This window comes from Actinomadura sp. NEAU-AAG7 (genome assembly GCF_018603865.1).
Classification (GTDB): Bacteria; Actinomycetota; Actinomycetes; order Streptosporangiales; family Streptosporangiaceae; genus Spirillospora; species Spirillospora litoris.
Genome location: NZ_JAHFZY010000007.1, coordinates 465,338 through 483,913 on the forward strand (window position 1 = coordinate 465,338; position 18,576 = coordinate 483,913).

Consider the following 18,576-nt stretch of genomic DNA (forward strand, 5'->3'; position numbering starts at 1 on the left):
CGGGACGCCGCGTTCGCCCAAGGCCGGTCGACGGCTTCCCCTTCGTCGGCTGGCGCCGCCCCTCCCCTACGTCGCGTTCACCCACAGCGGTAGTGCCCTCGCTCCGCACCTCGCCGGCCGGTCGCCAATAACCTAGTCAACCGATCGGTTTTGTCCTATATTCTTGCTGATCCGATCCGGCAAGGAGCTTGGACCCATGCGCCGCATCATCGCCGTACTCGCTGGACTCTTCCTGCTGCTCGGATCGGGGGCGCTCACCGCGTGCGGGGGTGAACGGGAGGCCGGCGCGTCCGGCGGCGGGCTGCGCGTCGGCTACCAGCGGTTCGGCGGGCTCAGCCTGCTCAAGGCGCGGAACGCGGCGCCGCCGGGCACGAGATGGTCGCTGTTCGAGAGCGGCCCGGCGCTCACCGAGGCGCTCAAGGCCGGGTCGGTCGACATCGGCCAGGTCGGCGAGGCGCCGCCGATCTTCGCGGCGGCCGGACGCGTCGACTTCAAGATCATCGGCACCTCGGCGCCCGTCCCCAGGGGTGAGGCCGTGCTGGTGAAGGAGAGCAGGGGGTTCCGGTCGTTCAAGGACCTCAGGGGCAGGACGATCGGGCTCAACAAGGGCTCCAACGTGCACTGGCTGCTGCTCCGGCTGCTGGAGGCCAACGGGATGGCGGCCAAGGACGTCCAGGTCAGGTATCTCAAGCCGGCCGAAGGACGGCCCGCGTTCGACAACGACCGGATCGACGCCTGGGTCATCTGGGATCCGTACTTCGCGTTGGCCGAGCGGCCCGGGGTGAAGATCCTCGCGGACGCGAGCGGCCTCGCCAACAACCGCGAGTACGTCCTGGTCTCGCCCAAGGCGCTGAAGGACAAGCCCGATCAGCTCACGGGGTTCCTGCGGCAGTACCGGCAGGTCACCGACTGGGGGCTCGCCAACCCGGCGGAACGCGTGAGGATCCTGGCACCGGAGCTGAAGATCCCCGAGGACCCCACCCGGCGGGCGCTGGCCCGCAGCGCGCAGCCGCTCGCCCCCGTGGACGCCGCGGTCGGCGCCGAGTTGCAGAGGATCGCGGACGGGTTCACCGCGCTGGAGCTGATCCCCGGCAAGGTCGACATGAGGGCCCGGCTGGACGAGCGGTACTCGGGGATCTTCAGGTGAGCCTCCGGGTCCGGCGGCTGACCACGCCGATCGTGCTGCTGGCGGTCTGGGAGGGGACGGCGCGCGCGGGCGTCCTGGCCCCGGACAAGCTGCCCCCGCCGAGCGCGGTGCTGGAGGCGGCGTGGCGGCTGTCCCGGGACGGCACGCTCGGCGCCTCCCTGCTCGACTCGCTGCAACGGGCGGTGCTCGGGCTGCTGATCGGCGGCACGATCGCGCTGGTGCTCGGCGCGGTCGCGGGGCTGGTGCGCGCCGGCGACGACCTGGTCGACCCGACCGTCCAGGCGGCCCGGATGCTGCCCCACCTCGGCCTGGTCCCGCTGCTCATCATCTGGCTGGGCATCGGGGAGTCGCTGAAGGTCACGCTGGTGGCGCTGGGCGCGTTCTTCCCGATCTACCTCAACACCTACGCCGGCATCCGCGACATCGACGAGGGCCTGGTCGAGGCCGCCCGCACCTGCGGGCTGACCTGGTCGGAACGCGTCCGGCACGTGGTGCTGCCCGGGGCGATGCCCTCGCTGTTCCTCGGGCTGCGGCTGGCGTTCTCGGCCGGGTGGCTGAGCCTGGTCGTCGGCGAGCAGGTCAACGGGCAGAGCGGGCTCGGGTTCATGATGATGGAGGCGCGCGAGTTCTCCCAGACCGAGGTCGTGGTGCTGGGCCTGCTGGTGTACGCGCTGCTCGGCCTGCTGTCGGACCTCGCCCTGCGGACGGGAGAGAGGAGGCTGCTGGCATGGCGACGCGGACTGCGAGCCGCCTAGTCGAGGCCGCCGGCGTGCGCCGCTCGTTCGGCGGCACGGTCGTCCTGGACGGCGTCGACCTGGCCGTCGACCGCGGCGAGGTGGTCGCGCTGCTCGGCGCCAGCGGCTCGGGCAAGAGCACGCTGCTGCGGATCCTGGCCGGGCTCGACGGCGAGGCGTCCGGGACCGTGTCGGTGCCCGCCTCGCGCGCCGTGGTGTTCCAGGAGCACCGCCTCCTTCCGTGGAAACGGGTCGCGGCGAACGTGGCCCTGGGCGTCCGCACCAGGGACGCCGCGTCCCGCACCGCCGCCGCGCTCGCCGAGGTCGGCCTGGCCGACCGCGGCGGCGCCTGGCCCGCCGAGCTGTCCGGCGGCCAGTCCCAGCGGGTCGCGATCGCCCGCGCCCTGATCCGCCGGCCCGAACTGCTCCTGCTGGACGAGCCGTTCGGCGCCCTGGACGCCCTCAACCGGCTGAAGATGCAGGCCCTCTTCACCCGCCTCCGCGCCGTCCACGGTTTCGCGGCACTGCTGGTGACGCATGACGTGGACGAGGCGATCCTGCTGTCCGACCGCCTCCTGGTCCTGGACGGCGGCCGCGTCATCGAGGCGATCGGCGTCGACCTGGACCACCCCCGGGCCGTGGACTCCCCCGGTTTCGCCGCCCTGCGCCGCCGCCTCCTGGCCCTCCTGCGCGTCCCGGCCACCCCGGACGACGCTCCCTCCTAGGGCGGCGCCTGTCCTTGAGGAGGCACCCGGGTCGGGCGGGAGGGCCGGATCGGCCTCTGCCCGGACGCCCTTCGACGGGCGCGGCCCAGGTCGCGTTCGTCCCCGTCTGGGCAGCGGTTACGTCGCGGGAACGATCGGCGTGCGCAGCAGCCAGTCGCTCGCCGTGGTGGCCTGCCCTTCCTGGTCGCCGTCCTCGTCCTGGGCTCGTTCGCGCGACGAGCCTGCTCTACCTGGTCCCCCGGCGACCGCGCTGCTCGCCGTCCCGCTGCTCGGGCAGGGCCTCACCGCGAGCGCGGTCGCGGGCATGGCGGTCGCCGGGGGGGCAGGGTGCTCCTGGTCGTGCGTCCCGCGTCCGCTAGTCGCGGGTGACCAGCTCGGCCAGGTCCGGGAGGACGGCGTCGGCGACGGTGATCTTCCGGTCGATCAGGCCGTTGGCGTGCAGCAGGTCGGCGGCCCGCTGCTGCTCGGCGACGAACTCGTCGCTGACCGGGAGCAGCCCGAACGGGCGGCCGCGCAGCGCGTGCTCCCACGCGTCGAGGTCGTCGTCGCCGTCGGCGAACAGCGCGGCCGCCTCGCGGGGGTTGGCGCGGATCCAGGCGTCCGACTCCTGCAGCGCGCCCACGATCTCGGCGAGGACGTCGCGGTGCTCGACGGCGAAGTCGCGCCGCGTGAACCACAGCGAGCGGTGGCTGAACAGGCCGTCGGTCTCGATCAGCGTCCGCGGTTCCGTCTCGCTCTCCAGCGCGGCGAGCGCGGGGTAGCTGCCGGTCCAGGCGTCGACCTTGCCGTCCAGGAGCAGTTGCGCGCCCTCGTTCCCGGCGTCGACCGGTTCGATGTCGCGCCAGGTCAGCCCGGCCTGGTCGAGCGCGAACAGCAGCAGCGTCGTCTGCCAGGAGCCGTGGCCGAGGGCGACCCGCTTCCCGGCCAGGTCGGCCGGGGAGTCGATGCCGGAGCCGGGCAGGGAGACCAGCCGCCCGTTGTCCACCCGCGGTCCGGAGATCGCCACGTAGACGATGTCGTGGCCGCGGGCCTGCGCGGTGACCGGCGGCGTGGAGCCGGTGCCGATGAAGTCGTAGCCGCCGTCGAACAGGTGGTCGCCGTGCACGGACGGCAGGCCCTCCGTGGGCGCGGGACGGGCCCCCGCGGGGAGCGACCGCAGGTCCACCCACTCCACGTCCGGCAGCGATCGCTCAAGGATCCCCCGGTGGCGCAGCACCCAGAGCGAGTTGTTGTGGGGGAAGAAACCGACGCGGGTCATCGGGTGGATCCTTTCGCTTCAAGGGTTTCGAGAGAGGGGACGGAGGTGTCGGGGCGGCCGCCGCGCAGCAGGGGGAGGACGTTCTCGCCGATGCGGCGCGCCTCCTCCAGGTGCGGCACCCCGGCGAGGATGAACGCGTCCACGCCGAGCGCGATCAGCTCGTCGAGCCGGGCGGCGACCTGCGTGTAGCTGCCGACCAGCCCGAACGCGGGGCCGCCGCGCAGCAGGTGGAACCCGCCCCAAACGTTGGGGCTCGCCTCCAGCTCGCGGGGCTCGCGCACCGGCCAGTCGATGAACTGCGAGCTGCGCAGCCAGCCGACCGAGTCGCCGGTGGACTCGGGGCCCCGCAGCTGCTCGGGGTCGACGTGCCGCCAGCCGCGGCGGATCTCCGCCCACGCCTCCTCCTCGGTCTCGCGGGCCAGCACGTCGATGCGCACCGCGAACCGGGGCGACCGGCCGATCGCGGCGCTGTGCTCGCGGACCTGGTCGAACTTGGCGGCCAGCGCGGGGAACGGCTCCAGCCACGACAGGTAGTAGTCGGCGTGCCGCCCGGCGGCCTCGATCGCCGCCTTGGACGATCCGGAGAAGTAGATCTCGGGGAAGGGCTGCCCGGCCAGGCGCTCGGGGAGCCCCGCGCCCTCGACCCGGTAGAAGCGGCCGCGGTGGGTGACCGGGCCGCCGTCCCACACGGCCTTCAGGACGTCGAGGAACTCCGAGGTCCGGGCGTACCGGTCGTCGTGGCCGACCTTGTCGCCCCACCACAGCTGGGCCGGGCCGCCGCCGCCGGAGATGATGTTGTAGACGACGCGTCCGCCGGTGGCGCGTTGCAGGCTCGCCGACATCCGCGCCGCCTGCACCGGGTGCAGGAAGCCGGGCTGGAAGGCGATCATGAACCGGTAGGTGGTGGTCTCGCGCGCCAGGCTCGCGGCCGCCGCCCAGGGGTCGTCGGTGAAGGGGAACGAGGGCAGCAGCCCGCCGACGAACCCCGACAGCTCGGTGGAGCGCGCGACGTCGGCCATGTGGTCCAGGTGGCTGTAGCCGTCCGGACGGCCCTCGCGCAGGCCGGGGGTGATGCTGCCCGGCACGACCGGCGACCAGTCGCCGCGGGTCACCAGGCGGCGGCGCAGCGACGGCTGGTCGCCGTGCGTCCCGATGCGCCAGTAGATGTCAATCGACATGTGCGTGCTCCCGAACGAAGAGGGGCAGCAGCTGCTCCCCGAGCCGGTAGATCTCTGCGACGTCCGGCGGCGGCTCCAGGACGAACGTGCTCACGCCCCGGTCGGCGTAGCCCCGCAGCTCCGCCGCGACCTGCTCGAACGAACCGGTGAGGGCATGCTCGGGCACGTTCTGGACGGCGCGCGCCTCGTCCTCGTCCTCGCGCGCCGCCACGGTCAGCCGCAGGGCGGAGGCCACGGTCCGGCCGCGCTCGGCGGCGCGGCCGCCCAGGTCGGCGATGAGCGCGTCGAGGTCGTCGGTCGCGTCGAAGACGTGGACGTCGGCGTGCTTCGCGGACAGCTCCAGCGCGTCGGCCGAGACGCCGGACAGATGGACGGCCGGGAAGCGCCGTCCGGCCAGCGGCCCCTGGAAGCCCCCGGCGAGGACCTGGAAGAACCTGCCCTCGTAGGTGAAGTCCTCGTGCTCCCACACGCCCTTGGCGATGGTGAGGAACTCATCGGCGCGGGCGTAGCGGTCCGGGCCCTCCAGGAAGTCGCCGTGCGCCCGCGCCGTCGCCGGGGGGAGGTCGACGACCGGCCACCAGCCGAACCGGTCCCCGGTGAACCGCTGCAGCGACGCCGACAGCTTGGCCGCGTACACCGGTGTCCCGATGCCCGGGTGGAGGCCCGCGACGCCGTGTATCCAGCGGTTGCGGCGCAGCAGCCCCGCGACCACCACCAGCGGTTCCTCCGCGTCGGGCGCGAAGGGGGCGACGACCCCGTCGAAGCCGACGACCTCGGCGGCGCGTCCCACCTCTCCGATCGCGTCGAAGGCCCCGTACCGGCCCCGGCGGGTGTCGGTGACGAACTCCGGCAGCGGCGCCGGATCCGTGTCCGGCCCGGTCGTCGGCAGCGTGAGCAGGAACCTCGGGGGCGCGCTCATGCCGCCGCCTTCGCGGAGACCTCGCGCAGCGGCTCGTGCGCCACCCACGACGCGACGTCCACGTCGGCGGCGAGGAAGCCGTGGATCAGCAGGAAGTCCTTCTGCTTCACGAGCAGGTCGAGGCGCTCCGGCGAGAGGTCGGGACGCAGCGTCCGGTGGAACCCGTCGCGGTAGGCGGTGCGCACGCCCGACGCGCCCGACCGGGTCTCCCCGGCCAGGATCCCCCGGACGCCGTCGAGGTCGGCGGCGGCCCAGTCGGCCGCGCGCAGCGTGGCGGCGAGGAACGCGGTCACCAGCTCGGGCCGCTCGTCCAGCAGCCGCTCGTGCACGGTGATCGGCCGCGGCGTGCCGTTGTTGACGCGGGTCGCCGGGTCGGGATGGGCGTCCAGGTCGACGCCGACGGCGAGGCCGAGGTCGGCGGCCTGCTCGGCGGCGCGGGCGCCCTTGACGTAGACGGCGTCCACTTCTCCTCGGGCGAGTTCCTCCAGGCCGGGCCACGCGATGCGTCCGCCGCGCGCATCACGCCCCACCGACGGCGACAGGTCGGCGGCGACCTCGACGAACGTGACGTCGTCCAGGCTGAGGCCGCCCTGGGTGAGCGCGCCCTTGATCCCGTGCAGCGCCATCGCGCGCGGGAAGCTCTGCGCCCTGGTCCGGGCCCAGCCGGGCAGCGCCACGCGGGCGCCGCGCAGGTCCTGCGGACCTTCGATGCCCGAGCCGGGACGGACGAGGACCGACTGCCACTCCTCGATCCACGTCAGCCCGATCAGCCTGGTCGGCGCGCCCTCGCTGCGGGCGGCCAGCGCGGGCACGTTGCCGCCCTCGCGGAACAGGCCCGGCAGGTCGTGGTCGAAATGGTGGCGGGCCAGCTCGGGTTCGGCGTCCTGCAGGACGCCCACCTCCAGCCCGAACGGCGCGAACGCCTCGGCCAGCCCGCCGCGCCGGTGGGCGAGGCCGCTGGCGGTCGGAACCGGGCAGCGGGTGAACCAGATCTTGTCGACGCCACCGCTCTGCGGACTGCTCACGCGATCACTCCTCGGTCGGACGTCAGGCCGCTTCGGCCGGACGGCGGGGTCACCCGGTCGGACGCCGGGAGGACGCCCAGCCGGGTCAGCAGCTCCCGGCGGTGCTCCAGCACCGCCGGGTCGGACGCGGTCGACGCCGCGCCGCGGGGACGGGGCAGGTCGATGGCACGGTCCACGACGAAGGCGCCGTCGTCCAGCACCGCGACCCGGTCGGCCAGGCGCACCGCCTCGTCCACGTCGTGGGTGACGAGCACGACCGCGGGACGGTGCCGCGCGCACAGCTCGGCCACCAGGTCCTGGGCCTGCAGGCGGGTCAGGGCGTCCAGGGCGGCGAACGGCTCGTCCAGCAGCAGCACCTGCGGGTCGCGCACCAGCGCGCGGGCCAGCGCCACCCGCTGCGCCTCCCCGCCCGACAGGGTGGCCGGCCAGGCGCGCTCGCGTCCGCCCAGACCGACCTCGGCGAGCATGCGGCTGCCCTTGTCGCGCTCCGACCGCGGCAGCCCGAGCGTGACGTTGGCCAGCACCCGCCTGGCCACCACCAGCCGGGGCTCCTGGTAGACCGTGGTGACGCGCGGCGCGGTCAGCACCGTCCCCGCGTCGGGCCGCTCCAGGCCCGCCAGCACGCGCAGCAGCGTCGTCTTGCCGGTGCCGCTCGGGCCGAGCAGCGCGAAGAACTCGCCGCGCCTGACCTCCAGGTCGATCCCGTCCAGGACGGTCTTGGCGCCGAACGCCTTGCGCAGGCCCCGGACCCGCACCGCCACCTCGTGGCCGTCGCGGCTCATCGGGCCGTCACCTGCCCGCGCCACGGCGTGGCGAGCCGCTCCAGGCCCCTGATCGCCAGGTCGATGAGCAGCCCGAGCAGCGCGTAGATGAGGATGCACAGCACCATGTAGTCGTTGCGGTAGTACTGCTGGGCGAGCGTCACCAGGTAGCCGATGCCCTCGGTCGCGCCGAGCTGCTCGGCGGCGATCAGCCCGGTCAGCGACACCGACAGGCTGATCCGCAGGGCCATCAGCACGCTGGGCAGCGCGGACGGGAGCACCACCGACAGCGCCAGCCGGGGGCCGCGGAGCCCGAACCCGCGCGCGGCCTCCACCACCTTGCGGTCGACGCCGCGCACGCCCAGGTAGACGTAGGCGTACATGGGCGCGAACGCGGCGACCGCGATGAGCGCGATCTTGAACGTCTCGCCGACGCCGAACCAGGAGATGAACAGCGGCACCAGCGCCAGGAACGGCACCGCCCGCTTCATCTGCAGGGTCAGGTCGACCAGCTCCTCGCCGAGCGCGGACAGCCCGGCGACCGCGCCGAGCACCAGCCCCGCGCCGCAGCCGACCAGGACGCCGAGGGCCACGCGGCGCGCCGAGGCGAGCACGTAGTCGGCGAGCTGCCCGGTGGAGGCCAGCTCCCGCAGGGCGGACAGCACCGCGCCCGGCCCGGCCAGGACGTCCGGCGAGATGCGGCCGCTGCTCGCCCCCCACCACCAGGCGACCAGCAGCGCCAGCGGCACCGACGCGCGCAGGGCCAGTGAGATCGCCGGACGCCGTCGCCGCCGCCCCAGCCACGGCGGCGTCCGCAGCCCGTCGGCGGTTCCCTCCGCCGGGCGCCGCCGCACGGTCCCGGCGTCGGGCACGATCTCGGCGGTCATCGGGCGGGACCCAGCTTGAACAGGACGTCCTCGGGCCGGATCGCGTTCGGCAGCACGCCCTGCTGCTGGAACAGCCCGGCGACCGCGGTGACGTGCCCGCCGTCGGCGTCGGTGACGGCACGCGGCACGCTCTGGTAGCGGGCCTTGGCGATCGCGTCGTCCAGCCGCGCGCCGGACAGTGCGGTCGGGCCCTTGTCGAGGAACACGTTCTGGAACTTGCGCGGGTCGCGCTTCTCCTGCTCGGTCAGCTCGCGGACCACGTCCAGGAAGACCTGGACGGCGCGCGGGTTTGCCTGGAGCACCTCGGTGCGGGCGGCGAAGATGGTGAGGTCCCGGTCGGGCAGATCGCGGCCGTGCAGCAGGACCCGCGCGCCCTTGGCGACGACCTCGGGGTAGGCGTCGACGATCGCCCACCAGGCGTCCACCTTGCCGGTCGCGAACGCCGACGCGCCCTGCGCCGGGTTCAGGTGGACGCGCTGGACCTGCGACGCCGGGATCCCGGCCTCCTTGAGCGCGAGCAGCAGCAGGTACTCACCGCGCCCGGCCTTGTTGACGGCGACGCGCTTGCCGACCAGGTCGCGCACCGACCTGACCGGGCTGTCGGCCTTGACGACCAGGCCGTCCTCGTAGGGGGCGGCCTTGTCGGTGACCCGGTCGGCGGCGGCGAAGATGCGCAGGTCGCGGCCGTTGGCCAGGTAGCCCACGGCGGGTGAGATCGCGCCTTCCAGCACGTTCACCGACCGGGACCGCACCGCGTCGATCGTCGCCGTGAACGAGGCGTACGAGCCGCCCCACTGCACCCGCGCGCCGACGGCCTCCAGCCGCTTCTCCAGGATCTTCTCGCGCTTGGCGTAGGCGAGCACACCCGCGTTGCCCGGGTCGCTCAGCCTGATCACCGAGCCGGGCCCGGAGCCGCCGCCGGCCTTGGCCGACCCTCCGCAGGCGGTGGCCAGGCCCAGCAGCAGGGCGACGACGGCGCAGACCAGGGGTGGACGGCGACGCGGGGCTCTCGCCCGGGAGGCGTGCGGAACAGAACTCGACATGGCTCACTTGGCCCTTCGCGAACGAGCAAGACGACGGCCGCCACGTCCGGAGGACACGGCGGTGCTTCTCACAGGAGGAGAACGAGAGAGGAGGAGGGGAGGGCAGATCCGGATCAGCGACAGAGAGTGCTGTCCAGCCGCATGTGGTCAACCACACGCCGGACGGTCAGTGCGTGCGCCATATTCCTATATTTGAGGTAGGAAAAGTTTATGTCAAGCCCGTATTGTCCAGGTCAGCCCGACCGCCGGCCCGGCGCGCCGGGTGGTCACTGGTCGATTCCCCCGCGCTTCTGCATCATCGGGACCATGACGAGGGATGCCCTGACGGCGCTGGAGTCGATGACCGAGCGTCAGGTCGGCCGCTGGCGCGACGTCCTGGACGCGGTGGCCGGGATGCTGCCGGGCGGCGCTGCGCGCGTGCTGGTCGAGGGCTGCGGGCACGCCGACGCGGTCGCCGCGCGGCTGGCCGACCACCTGACCGCCGCCGGGCGCCGCCGCGTCCGGCTACGCGACGGCGGCCGCGCAAGCGAGCGGGAGCCGGACGCGATCACGATCGGCGCGGGCCCCGGGGAGCGCGCCCGGACGGCGGGCGGATGGGATGTGGTGATCTGGCTGCGCACCCGCCGCGCGCCGGACGCGGACGCCGAGAACGGCGCGGACATCGTGATCGACCTGAACGACACCCGCTGGCCGGTGATCCGCCGCGTCGGCCCGCGGCTGGCCGGACACGACGGGTGGTACGTCGCCGAGAGCCGGGCGTTCTTCGCGCCCCGCGCCGCCACCTGGGACGCCAGGTTCGGTGACGACATGCCCGCCTACGCCGCCGCGGTCGGCGAGGCCGCCGTCCGGCCCGGCGCGACCGTCCTGGACGCCGGGTGCGGCACCGGCCGCGCGCTGCCCGCGCTGCGCGCCGCCGCCGGCCCGACCGGACGGGTGTTCGCCGTGGACCTCACCCCGGAGATGCTCGCCGTCGCCAGGACGACCGGCCGCGCGCACCACGCCGCCCTGCTGGTGGCCGACGCCCGCCGCCTCCCGTTCGCCGCCGCGCGGTTCGACGCGGTCTTCGCCGCCGGCCTGGTGCAGCACCTGCCCGACCCCGCCACCGGGCTGGCCGAGCTGGCGCGCGTCACCCGCCCCGGCGGCGAACTGATCATCTTCCACCCCTCGGGACGGGCCGCGCTGGCCGCCCGCCACGGCCGCGCCCTGCGCCCCGACGAACCCCTCGCCAAGACCCGGCTGGAGCACCTGCTGACCGGCGCGGGCTGGCGCCTGGAGCACTACGACGACGCCGCCCACCGCTTCCTCGCCCTGGCCACCCGCCGCTGACCCCGCCGCCCGCCCGGAACCGTTCAGGCCCGGCGGCCTGGCGGCCTTGACTCGGGTCGGGCCGTGCGGGCGATGGCGCGCATCCGGAGTTCGCGCGGGCGCAGTGTGGCGGCCAAGGCGACACGCGCGTCGTCCTGGCCGGGCAGCGGTTCCAGCCGCCAGCGGGCGGCGATGGTGGCGAGGGCGAGTGTCGCCTCCGTGAGGCCGAACCGGTCGCCGATGCATTTGCGGGCGCCCGCGCCGAAGGGCAGGAAGCCGCCGCGCGGCAGGGCGGTGCGGCGTTCGGGGCTCCACCGGTCGGGGTCGAAGCGCTCCGGGTGGGGGTAGAGGTCGGCGCGGTGGTGGATGACGTAGGGGCTGCACAGCATGGTGGTCCCCTTCGGGATGCCGGCGAGGCCGAGTCGGGTGTCGGCGGTGGCGGTGCGGGTGAACAGCCACGCCGGAGGCAGCAGCCGCAGGGTCTCGGTGATGATCTGGCCCGTCATGCCCAGCTCCGGCAGGACGGCGTGGGTGGCCGGCCGGTCGCCCAGGACGTCGTCCACCTCGGCGTGCAGGCGGTCCTCGATGTCGGGGTGGGCGGCCATCAGATGCATCGTCCAGGCCAGCACGGCGGCCGTGGTCTCGGTGCCGGCGATCAGGAACGTCATGGCCTGGTCGACGATCTCCTCGTCGGTGAGGCCCCGTCCGCCGCCGGGGTCGCGGGAGGCCAGCAGCGCCGACAGCAGGTCGCCGCGGTCGGCGTCGTCGCCCCGCCGGTCGTCGACCACGCCGCCCAGGGTGGCGCGCAGGTCGGCGATGGCGCGGTGGTAGCGGCGGTTGGCCGGGGTGGGCAGCCGGTCCAGCGGGGGCGGTGTGAGCATCCGGCGGAAGGCGCCCGCGAGCACGGTGCCGATGTCGTCCAGCGTCGCGCGCCGGACCGGGCCCGGCAGCGCGTCGGAGTAGATCATGGCGGTGGTGGTCTCCACCGAGATCGTCATCATCTCCGGGAGCACGTCCAGGATCTGGCCGTCCCGCCACGACCCGGTGACGGCGTCGATCCTGCCCGTCATCACCTCCGCGTAGCCGGGGAGGCGGCCTGGATGGAAGGCGGGCTGCACCAGGCGCCGCTGCCGGCGGTGCCGGCTGTGCGGGCAGGTGGCCAGGCCGTCGCCCACCGCCTCCCCGAGCCGGGCGAAGACCGGCCCGCCCTTGTCGAAGGTCCGGTCATCGCGCAGGACCTGGAGGATGAGGTCCGGGTCGCAGACCAGGACGGCGTCGACCGGGCCCAGCCGCAGCCGGACGAGGTCGCCGTGGGCCGGCAGCGTGCGCAGGAAGCCCAGCGGGTCGCGCAGCAGCGCGGCCATGTGCCCGATCAGAGGGAGTGATCCGGGGACGGTCGGGATGGACCTCGGAGCGGCCATCGCGGTCACCGATCGGCGCGAACCGCGGACAGCAGCACGTAGCCCAGCGGGTTGACGTCGCTGAGACGTTCCAGGGCGGAGGCACCCGCGACGAGCCGGTCGCCGGCGTCGCCGTACCGGGCCGCCGCCCGGCGCAGGCCCGCGCCGAGGGCGGCGTAGGTGCGCCGCGCGTTCCGGCGGATGTCGGTGAACTCGACGATCTCCAGCCCGGCGCGGCGCAGGTGCTCGCGGTAGCCGTCGGCGGTCAGGAGGGTAGCGACCTGGAAGAGGGCGTAGATCTGCGCGAGGACGTCCGCGTCGGGGCCGGAGACGGGCCCGTCGAGGTAGATATCGGCGATGACCAGACGCGCTCCGGGACGCAGGACGCGGGCGATGTGGCCGAGCGCGGCGTCCTTGTCCCGGATGTGCGTCATCGACTCGATGGCATAGGCCCCGTCGAAGGACGCCGGGGCGAACGGCAGCTCCATGGCGTCCGCGAGCTGGAACGACGCCTGCCCCGGAGCGTCGCCGCGTTCCGGACGGGCCTGGGCCAGCCGGAGCTGGTGGGCGCTGACGGTCACCCCCGCCACGTGGACGCCGCGGCCGGCGGCGATCTGGGCGGCGGGCCTGCCGCTGCCGCATCCGACGTCCAGCACGCGCAGGCCGGGGGCGAGGTCCAGCCGGTCCGCCACGAGTTCGGTCAGCCGGGCCGATGCCTCCTCCGTGGTGCTCTCGTCCTCGTCGGACTCCCAGTAGCCGACGTGGATGCTGCCGCCCAGAACGGCGGTGAACAGATCGGTGAGCTGGTCGTACAGGGCACCGACATCGGCGGCGCCGGGTTCTCCGGTCATGGGGTCCGATCCCTTTCCGCCGAGCGGCACAGCGTGCCTATTCCGTTGGCGATACGTCCGTAGGGGCTGAAGCCGGAGTGGTCCACCGCGCTGGAGGTGACGCCGAAGAAGGCGCGGCGTACGCGCCGGCCCGCGTCGTCCGGGAGGCCGAAGGTGGCGCGGACGGCGATATCGGTCTCGATGAAGAGGCGGGCGTCGTCGGCGTCCCCGGCGAGGACGACCGACCCCCACAGGCGGCCGATCGCCCGGCGCAGCGGCGCGGCCTGGGGAGTGTTCGTCAGGCCGCCCGCGGCCAACGCGGCGTCGAAGACGTCCTGCCAGTCCTGGGTGAGCCGGCGGCACGCGTCGTCGTCATCGGCGCGGTCGCATCGGGCGAGGGCGCTCTCCGCGGCCGCCACGAGCCGGGCCGGGGCGGCCGCGCCGGACAGGCACCGGCGGGCGACGCGCCGGGCGAGGGCTTCCACCGTGGATGCGGCCGGGCGCCATCGTGGTCGCCAGTCCTCGGTGTGCAGGGTCAACCCGGACGCCAGGCGGCCGCCGGCCGACCGCAGCCGGGTTCCGGCGGCGGGCGGGGCGAACGCCTCCGCGACGTCGCCGCCGGCCCGGTGCAGCGCCGCGAGCTGCCGCCGGAACACGTAGCGGGGCACCAGCAGGTAGAACAGGTTGAACCCCATCGCGTACTCGGCGGCCTCCTCGTGCCCCGGCCTGCCGCAGGCGCAGGCGAGCGTCGCGTCGAGAGCCTGGGCGAGGGCGTCGCCGTAGCCGTGGACGGCCCCCGGGCCCGCGTGGGCGAGCGCCGTGAGCAGCTCGTTGCCGGTTTCGTGGTTGCCCCAGTCGGCGATCGCGTCGACGACGTCGTCGTAGCGCAGCGCGTTGCCGAACACGCGGGCGATGTCCGGGCAGGCCAGCGCCGGCAGGTACGTACCGCTGCCGTCGGTGAGATGCCGATAGGGGCGGGAACCGAAGGCCAGCCGCAGCAGCGGGGTGTGAAACCCATCCCATTGGCGGATGGTGAAAAGCTCGTCGGGCGTGAGCGAGAGTTCCGGGTTCCGGTCGGCGGCCCGGTTGCCCCGCGCCATCGCGTCCTTCACATAGCTGATCGCGCCGCCCAGCGTCATCTCGCGCGCCATTCGGTTGGGAGCCGCTCCGGCGAGCGCGGCGAACCCCTCACTGGCCGCGACGAGATAGGGATCCTCCCCGTCCAGGCCCGCTCCGTCTTCGGCATCGACGAAATCCACGGCCAGGCTGAAAGTGAGCAGCGAGCCGAACAGGTTGGGCAGCCGCTCGTCGACGCTGCGTTGGAACTGCCAGTAGTACAGGCAGCCGAGGTAGTCCCGCACGGTCATCTCCGGGCTGCGCGCGCCCGGATTGCGCCGCCGGTACTCCCGCCACAGCACCGCCGCCTCGTTCCCCTTCCGGGGCGCCGCCGCGTTCAGCAGCGCCAGGGGGCGGGCGATCGGCGCGGTGTCCGCGTCCCAGAGCGCGGCCGCCTGCCGGGCCGTCAGGCGGCGCAACGCGTCCCCGACCCAACCGTCCAGCAGGCTCTGCTGTAGTCCGGGCGAGCGGGACACCCGGAGCGCCCGCGCGGCCATCCGGTATCCGTCGCCGTCGCGCGGCATCGTCGTGGAGACGTACGGCCGGTAGGCGGACGGCGCGACGAGATAGGTGGCCGCGTCGCCGTCGGCAGGACGGGCCTCGCCCGCCGCGGTGTGCACCGTCCGCAGCAGAGTCTCGGTCTCCGGCGTGGTCAGGCCCGCACGGTCGGCATCCCATAACGCATACGCAATGTTCATCGATTCGAACTTCCCGACGATTTTCGAGCCGCTTGCTGTCAGCCGGTCAGCTGTGGCGCCACAGGGCCGCATCGGTGAGCGCGGTGAGGGCCTGCCCGGCGTCTTCGGTGAGGGGGGCCGCCCGCAGGGCCGTCAGGGCGTGCCGTCCGCGAACCTCGATCATGTCCTCCACCGCCGCGTGCGCGCCGGTCTCGTCGAGGACCCTACGGAGGTCGCGTGCCGCGGACTCGTCCAGGTCCGCGGCGCCGTGCAGCCGGTTGATGAGGGCGCGCTGTGCGAGCGTGGCGTGCTCGACCGCGTAGGCCATCAGCACGGTCGGCTTGCCTTCCCGCAGGTCGTCCAGATTGGACTTGCCGGTGACGCCCGGGTCGCCGAAGACCCCCAGCAGGTCGTCGCGGAGCTGGAACGCCTCACCGAGCGGGCGGCCGAAGGCGGAGTAGGCGGCGAGCAGGCGTCCGCCTCCGCCGGCCATGACGCCACCGAGGACCAGCGGATGCTCCACGGTGTACCTGGCCGCCTTGTAGCGGACGACGCGCATCGACCGCGCCACCGACGGGACGCCCTTCGCGGTCTCGGCGACATCCAGATACTGGCCGCAAATCGCCTCCGCGCGCATCCGGTCATAGACGGGCCGGGCGGCGCGGAGCCGGGCCGGATCGACACCGCTGGTGTAGAGCAGTTCGTCCGCCCATACCAGGAGCAGGTCGCCGAACAGCATCGCGGCGGACACCCCGAAGGCGTCCGGGTCGCCGTTCCACCCGGATTCTTCGTGCAACGCGGCCAGCCGGCGATGCATCGCCGGTCGGCCGCGCCGGATATCGCTCCCATCCATGATGTCGTCGTGGATCAGCGCGAACGAGTGGAAAAGCTCAAGTGCCGCGGCCGCCCGGACGACCTCGTCGCGGTCGGCACCGCCCGCGCCACGCCATCCCCAGTAGCAGAGGATCGGCCGGATTCGCTTTCCGCCCGACAGAACATACGGTCGGAGCAGTTCGAAGGCCGACGCGTCGTCCAGCCGGCTCAGTTCGTCCAGCCGATCGTCGAGGAACTCGGCCAACGCGCGGTCGATCCGCCCCTTCACCTCCAGCGCGGCCGCGGCGGACGTGGACCGTGTACCCGCTGTCATCGCCCTTCGCCTCCCAGCCTGGGAATCAACCGTCGGACCAGCACGCTGCCGCCCCGGGCTCCCCGCCACCAGCGGCTGTTCCGCTGCCCGGAACAACCGCGTCCCGCGCACGGAGACCCGGCGCGGACCGCTCTTCACCCGTGGCGTGTTCCGCAGGCCACGACGGACATCGCGTAGGCGGTCCTTCGCAGCAGCGGGGCATGGTGCACGGGATCGAACCCCCGGGCTCGGCCCGCGAGCGACACGGCGGCGATGACCTCGCCCTTGCGGTCGCGTACCGGCGCGGCCACGCAGTACACACCGGCCGTGAGATCTCCGTAGTTGTAGGCGACCCCCTCGCGGCGGATGCCGGTCAGCACCGACTCCAGATCATGCCCGTTCGCCCGGACCGGCCCGCCGTGCGCCGGCTCCGGCGCGATCTGGCCGGGATACGGCCGGTAGGCGAGGAGCAGCCGGCCCCCCGCGGTCAGGCGCGCCGGTGCCCGGTCGACCCCGTCGGAACGGCTGGCGACCCGATCGCGCCCGTAGACGCGGTCCACGTAGACGACCTCGTCGTCTCGCAGCACCACCAGGTTGACGGTCTGGCGACTCGCCTCGTACAGGCCGACCATGTGCGGAAGCAGTCCGCGGCGAAGTCGCCGTATCCGGCTTACCCGGTGGTCCGCCGGGGGCACGAGCCAGCTCACCCCGTCGTTCAACCGGTAGCGGGTACCGTTGCGGCGCACCAGGCCGCCCTCAAGCAGGGCGCCGAGCAGGCGGTACGTGGTCGTCTTCGCGAATCCGGTGCGGCGGGCCAGTTCCGACAACGTCAGCGAGGACGGCGCCGTCGCGAGCGCGGCCAGGAGCGCCGTCGCCTTCCCCGCCATGCTCAGGGCCGTGTTCTCCCGCCGGCCACTCGCCCGGCGCGGGTCCGGCGGCGCGGCGCCGGCGGGCCCGGCGGCGGGTAACGCGATCGGCTTTCCGGAAGCCGAGAAAGCACACATTTCAACTCCTGTAAGGCGAATGTACCCGACGCCCGTTTTTATCACCACCATCTGGCTGAATTTTGGCGGGTGGAAATCTCTGCCCCGACCGGCGGGTCCGGCGAATTGTTCCGACGTGCGGCAGCGAGATCAAAGGCGCGGCGAGTCGCGTATTCCCCTCGCTCTCGCGAAGCTTTGATCAACATTACGGCCTTGGGGACGCGCGAGGGCGCGCCGCCGTGGACTGCGCGGGCGCCCCCCTGATCACCGCACGGTCGACGGCGGGATCGGGCGCCGCGGAATTGGTCCGGGCCGCCGCCGAGAAATCGTGCCAAAAATTGTGCTTACCGGTTTTGGGTTCGGAGGTTACCGGGGTGGCGCGATGGCCCTATTAATGACTCCGGTTTTTTACGGATCTTCGGGCTTCGGCGTCATTCATCCGATGGACGGCGGGTGCTCGCCGGGGCATTGCCGGGGCTTGTAATGGCGGGATTACCGTCCGGAGTGCTCAATTCCCCCGCAAAGGAGTGGACATGACCCGAAGCAGAAGCGCGGTCGCGGTCGCCCTCACGGGCGTGCTCGGGGCCGCCGCGATCGCGGCGTTCGCGCTGCCCGGCGGCGCGGCCTCGGCGGCGGCCGACCCGGTCCTCGTCGGCGCCGGCGACATCAGCAACTCCGGCAGCGGCGACACCGCGACGGCGGCGCTGCTCGACAACATCGGCGGGACGGTCTTCACCGCCGGCGACAACGTCTATGACAGCGGCACGACCAGCGAGTTCAACACCTACTACAACCCCACCTGGGGGCGCCACAAGGCGCGCACCCGGCCCTCCCCCGGCAACCACGACTACAACACGGCCGGCGCCACCGGCTACTACGGGTACTTCGGCGCCGCCGCGGGCGACCCGTCCAAGGGCTACTACTCCTACGACATCGGGAGCAACTGGCACGTCGTCGCCCTCAACTCCAACTGCGGGTCGATCAGCGGCGGCTGCGCGGCGGGCGGCGCGCAGGAGCGGTGGCTGCGGGCCGACCTCGCCGCCAACCCCAAGCCGTGCACCATCGCCTACTGGCACCACCCGCGGTGGACGTCCGGCGCCAACCACTCCCCCAGCACCGCCGTGGCCCCGCTGGTGCAGGCGCTCTACGACAACAACGCCGATGTCATCGTCACCGGCCACAACCACCAGTACGAGCGGTTCGCGCCGATGAACCCGAGCGGCGCCGCCGACAACGCGCGCGGCATCCGCGAGTTCGTCGCCGGGATGGGCGGGGCGAGCCACTACTCCTTCGGCACCATCCAGCCGAACAGCCAGGCCCGCAACAGCGACACCTACGGCGTCCTCAAGCTGACGCTGCACGCCGGAAGCTACGACTGGCAGTTCGTCCCGCAGTCCGGAAAGACCTACTCCGACAGCGGCACCACCAACTGCCACTGATACCCGGGGTCCCGGCGCGGCGG

Annotated in this window: 18 protein-coding genes; 5 read left to right on the forward strand and 13 right to left on the reverse strand. The window is 73.5% G+C overall.

Going from position 1 to position 18,576, the window contains the following annotated elements; translation table 11 throughout:
• Positions 1-196 precede the first annotated feature (196 nt).
• From KLI87_RS31520 to KLI87_RS31530, 3 genes are read left to right on the forward strand one after another with little or no spacing between them, the layout of a single operon-like run.
• Complete coding sequence (locus tag KLI87_RS31520) at positions 197-1,147, forward strand: aliphatic sulfonate ABC transporter substrate-binding protein (RefSeq protein WP_214619956.1); 951 nt, start codon at positions 197-199, stop codon at positions 1,145-1,147.
• Positions 1,144-1,902 (forward strand): ABC transporter permease, encoded by a 759-nt coding sequence (locus tag KLI87_RS31525; RefSeq protein ID WP_214619957.1) that lies wholly within the window; start codon positions 1,144-1,146, stop codon positions 1,900-1,902. Before KLI87_RS31520 ends, KLI87_RS31525 begins: the two co-directional genes overlap by 4 nt.
• Positions 1,875-2,606 (forward strand): ABC transporter ATP-binding protein, encoded by a 732-nt coding sequence (locus KLI87_RS31530; protein ID WP_214619958.1) that lies wholly within the window; start codon positions 1,875-1,877, stop codon positions 2,604-2,606. Before KLI87_RS31525 ends, KLI87_RS31530 begins: the two co-directional genes overlap by 28 nt.
• Before the next feature lie 117 nt (positions 2,607-2,723).
• Here the strand turns inward: KLI87_RS31530 and KLI87_RS31535 are convergent, their stop codons facing one another.
• Genes KLI87_RS31535 through KLI87_RS31570 form a run of 8 tightly spaced genes read right to left on the reverse strand, consistent with a single transcriptional unit; the run spans position 2,724 to position 9,677 of the window.
• A complete protein-coding gene (locus KLI87_RS31535; protein WP_214619959.1) occupies positions 2,724-2,912 on the reverse strand; it encodes a hypothetical protein in 189 nt (62 codons plus the stop codon).
• A 49-nt stretch (positions 2,913-2,961) separates the two neighbouring features.
• Positions 2,962-3,864, reverse strand: coding sequence for an ABC transporter substrate-binding protein (locus tag KLI87_RS31540; protein ID WP_214619960.1), 903 nt, complete (start codon positions 3,862-3,864; stop codon positions 2,962-2,964).
• Complete coding sequence (locus tag KLI87_RS31545) at positions 3,861-5,042, reverse strand: LLM class flavin-dependent oxidoreductase (protein ID WP_214619961.1); 1,182 nt, start codon at positions 5,040-5,042, stop codon at positions 3,861-3,863. The genes KLI87_RS31540 and KLI87_RS31545 overlap by 4 nt, the downstream gene beginning before the upstream one ends.
• The gene (locus KLI87_RS31550) at positions 5,032-5,961 is read right to left on the reverse strand and encodes an LLM class flavin-dependent oxidoreductase (RefSeq protein WP_214619962.1); all 930 of its coding nucleotides are present in this window, start codon (positions 5,959-5,961) and stop codon (positions 5,032-5,034) included. Before KLI87_RS31550 ends, KLI87_RS31545 begins: the two co-directional genes overlap by 11 nt.
• Entirely contained in the window at positions 5,958-6,986 is a 1,029-nt protein-coding gene (locus KLI87_RS31555; protein WP_214619963.1) for an ABC transporter substrate-binding protein, read from the reverse strand. Before KLI87_RS31555 ends, KLI87_RS31550 begins: the two co-directional genes overlap by 4 nt.
• A complete protein-coding gene (locus KLI87_RS31560) occupies positions 6,983-7,768 on the reverse strand; it encodes an ABC transporter ATP-binding protein (RefSeq protein WP_156218753.1) in 786 nt (261 codons plus the stop codon). The genes KLI87_RS31555 and KLI87_RS31560 overlap by 4 nt, the downstream gene beginning before the upstream one ends.
• Positions 7,765-8,634 carry an ABC transporter permease gene (locus KLI87_RS31565; RefSeq protein WP_156218754.1) on the reverse strand — a complete coding sequence of 290 codons (870 nt, stop codon included), beginning with the start codon at positions 8,632-8,634 and terminating at the stop codon, positions 7,765-7,767. Before KLI87_RS31565 ends, KLI87_RS31560 begins: the two co-directional genes overlap by 4 nt.
• Positions 8,631-9,677, reverse strand: coding sequence for an NrtA/SsuA/CpmA family ABC transporter substrate-binding protein (locus KLI87_RS31570; RefSeq protein WP_214619964.1), 1,047 nt, complete (start codon positions 9,675-9,677; stop codon positions 8,631-8,633). Before KLI87_RS31570 ends, KLI87_RS31565 begins: the two co-directional genes overlap by 4 nt.
• Positions 9,678-9,983: 306 nt before the next feature.
• Between KLI87_RS31570 and KLI87_RS31575 the strand changes: the two genes are divergently transcribed.
• Positions 9,984-11,003 carry a class I SAM-dependent methyltransferase gene (locus KLI87_RS31575; protein ID WP_214619965.1) on the forward strand — a complete coding sequence of 340 codons (1,020 nt, stop codon included), beginning with the start codon at positions 9,984-9,986 and terminating at the stop codon, positions 11,001-11,003.
• Between the two features lie 23 nt (positions 11,004-11,026).
• Here the strand turns inward: KLI87_RS31575 and KLI87_RS31580 are convergent, their stop codons facing one another.
• From KLI87_RS31580 to KLI87_RS31600, 5 genes are all read right to left on the reverse strand, one after another.
• Positions 11,027-12,403, reverse strand: coding sequence for a cytochrome P450 (locus tag KLI87_RS31580; RefSeq protein WP_214619966.1), 1,377 nt, complete (start codon positions 12,401-12,403; stop codon positions 11,027-11,029).
• A gap of 5 nt (positions 12,404-12,408) precedes the next feature.
• Positions 12,409-13,233, reverse strand: a complete 825-nt coding sequence (locus KLI87_RS31585) for a cyclopropane-fatty-acyl-phospholipid synthase family protein (RefSeq protein ID WP_214619967.1) — start codon at positions 13,231-13,233, stop codon at positions 12,409-12,411.
• Positions 13,230-15,026 (reverse strand): hypothetical protein, encoded by a 1,797-nt coding sequence (locus tag KLI87_RS31590; RefSeq protein WP_214619968.1) that lies wholly within the window; start codon positions 15,024-15,026, stop codon positions 13,230-13,232. Before KLI87_RS31590 ends, KLI87_RS31585 begins: the two co-directional genes overlap by 4 nt.
• A 46-nt stretch (positions 15,027-15,072) precedes the next feature.
• On the reverse strand, positions 15,073-16,152 hold the full coding sequence (locus tag KLI87_RS31595; protein ID WP_214619969.1) for a polyprenyl synthetase family protein: 1,080 nt from the start codon (positions 16,150-16,152) through the stop codon (positions 15,073-15,075).
• Positions 16,153-16,286: 134 nt separating this feature from the next.
• Positions 16,287-17,018, reverse strand: coding sequence for an IclR family transcriptional regulator (locus tag KLI87_RS31600; RefSeq protein ID WP_214619970.1), 732 nt, complete (start codon positions 17,016-17,018; stop codon positions 16,287-16,289).
• Positions 17,019-17,647: 629 nt separating this feature from the next.
• Between KLI87_RS31600 and KLI87_RS31605 the strand changes: the two genes are divergently transcribed.
• The gene (locus tag KLI87_RS31605) at positions 17,648-18,553 is read left to right on the forward strand and encodes a metallophosphoesterase (protein WP_156218761.1); all 906 of its coding nucleotides are present in this window, start codon (positions 17,648-17,650) and stop codon (positions 18,551-18,553) included.
• The last annotated feature ends 23 nt before the right edge of the window (positions 18,554-18,576 follow it).

What these genes read in the sequence shown, in the direction of transcription:
- KLI87_RS31520 (WP_214619956.1), top strand. Translation starts at nt 197, where the DNA reads ATGCGCCGCATCATCGCCGTACTCGCTGGACTCTTCCTGCTGCTCGGA.
- KLI87_RS31530 (WP_214619958.1), top strand. Translation starts at nt 1,875, where the DNA reads ATGGCGACGCGGACTGCGAGCCGCCTAGTCGAGGCCGCCGGCGTGCGC.
- KLI87_RS31535 (WP_214619959.1), bottom strand. Translation starts at nt 2,912, where the DNA reads ATGCCCGCGACCGCGCTCGCGGTGAGGCCCTGCCCGAGCAGCGGGACG.
- KLI87_RS31540 (WP_214619960.1), bottom strand. Translation starts at nt 3,864, where the DNA reads ATGACCCGCGTCGGTTTCTTCCCCCACAACAACTCGCTCTGGGTGCTG.
- KLI87_RS31545 (WP_214619961.1), bottom strand. Translation starts at nt 5,042, where the DNA reads ATGTCGATTGACATCTACTGGCGCATCGGGACGCACGGCGACCAGCCG.
- KLI87_RS31550 (WP_214619962.1), bottom strand. Translation starts at nt 5,961, where the DNA reads ATGAGCGCGCCCCCGAGGTTCCTGCTCACGCTGCCGACGACCGGGCCG.
- KLI87_RS31560 (WP_156218753.1), bottom strand. Translation starts at nt 7,768, where the DNA reads ATGAGCCGCGACGGCCACGAGGTGGCGGTGCGGGTCCGGGGCCTGCGC.
- KLI87_RS31565 (WP_156218754.1), bottom strand. Translation starts at nt 8,634, where the DNA reads ATGACCGCCGAGATCGTGCCCGACGCCGGGACCGTGCGGCGGCGCCCG.
- KLI87_RS31570 (WP_214619964.1), bottom strand. Translation starts at nt 9,677, where the DNA reads ATGTCGAGTTCTGTTCCGCACGCCTCCCGGGCGAGAGCCCCGCGTCGC.
- KLI87_RS31575 (WP_214619965.1), top strand. Translation starts at nt 9,984, where the DNA reads ATGACGAGGGATGCCCTGACGGCGCTGGAGTCGATGACCGAGCGTCAG.
- KLI87_RS31580 (WP_214619966.1), bottom strand. Translation starts at nt 12,403, where the DNA reads ATGGCCGCTCCGAGGTCCATCCCGACCGTCCCCGGATCACTCCCTCTG.
- KLI87_RS31585 (WP_214619967.1), bottom strand. Translation starts at nt 13,233, where the DNA reads ATGACCGGAGAACCCGGCGCCGCCGATGTCGGTGCCCTGTACGACCAG.
- KLI87_RS31590 (WP_214619968.1), bottom strand. Translation starts at nt 15,026, where the DNA reads ATGAACATTGCGTATGCGTTATGGGATGCCGACCGTGCGGGCCTGACC.
- KLI87_RS31595 (WP_214619969.1), bottom strand. Translation starts at nt 16,152, where the DNA reads ATGACAGCGGGTACACGGTCCACGTCCGCCGCGGCCGCGCTGGAGGTG.
- KLI87_RS31600 (WP_214619970.1), bottom strand. Translation starts at nt 17,018, where the DNA reads ATGGCGGGGAAGGCGACGGCGCTCCTGGCCGCGCTCGCGACGGCGCCG.
- KLI87_RS31605 (WP_156218761.1), top strand. Translation starts at nt 17,648, where the DNA reads ATGACCCGAAGCAGAAGCGCGGTCGCGGTCGCCCTCACGGGCGTGCTC.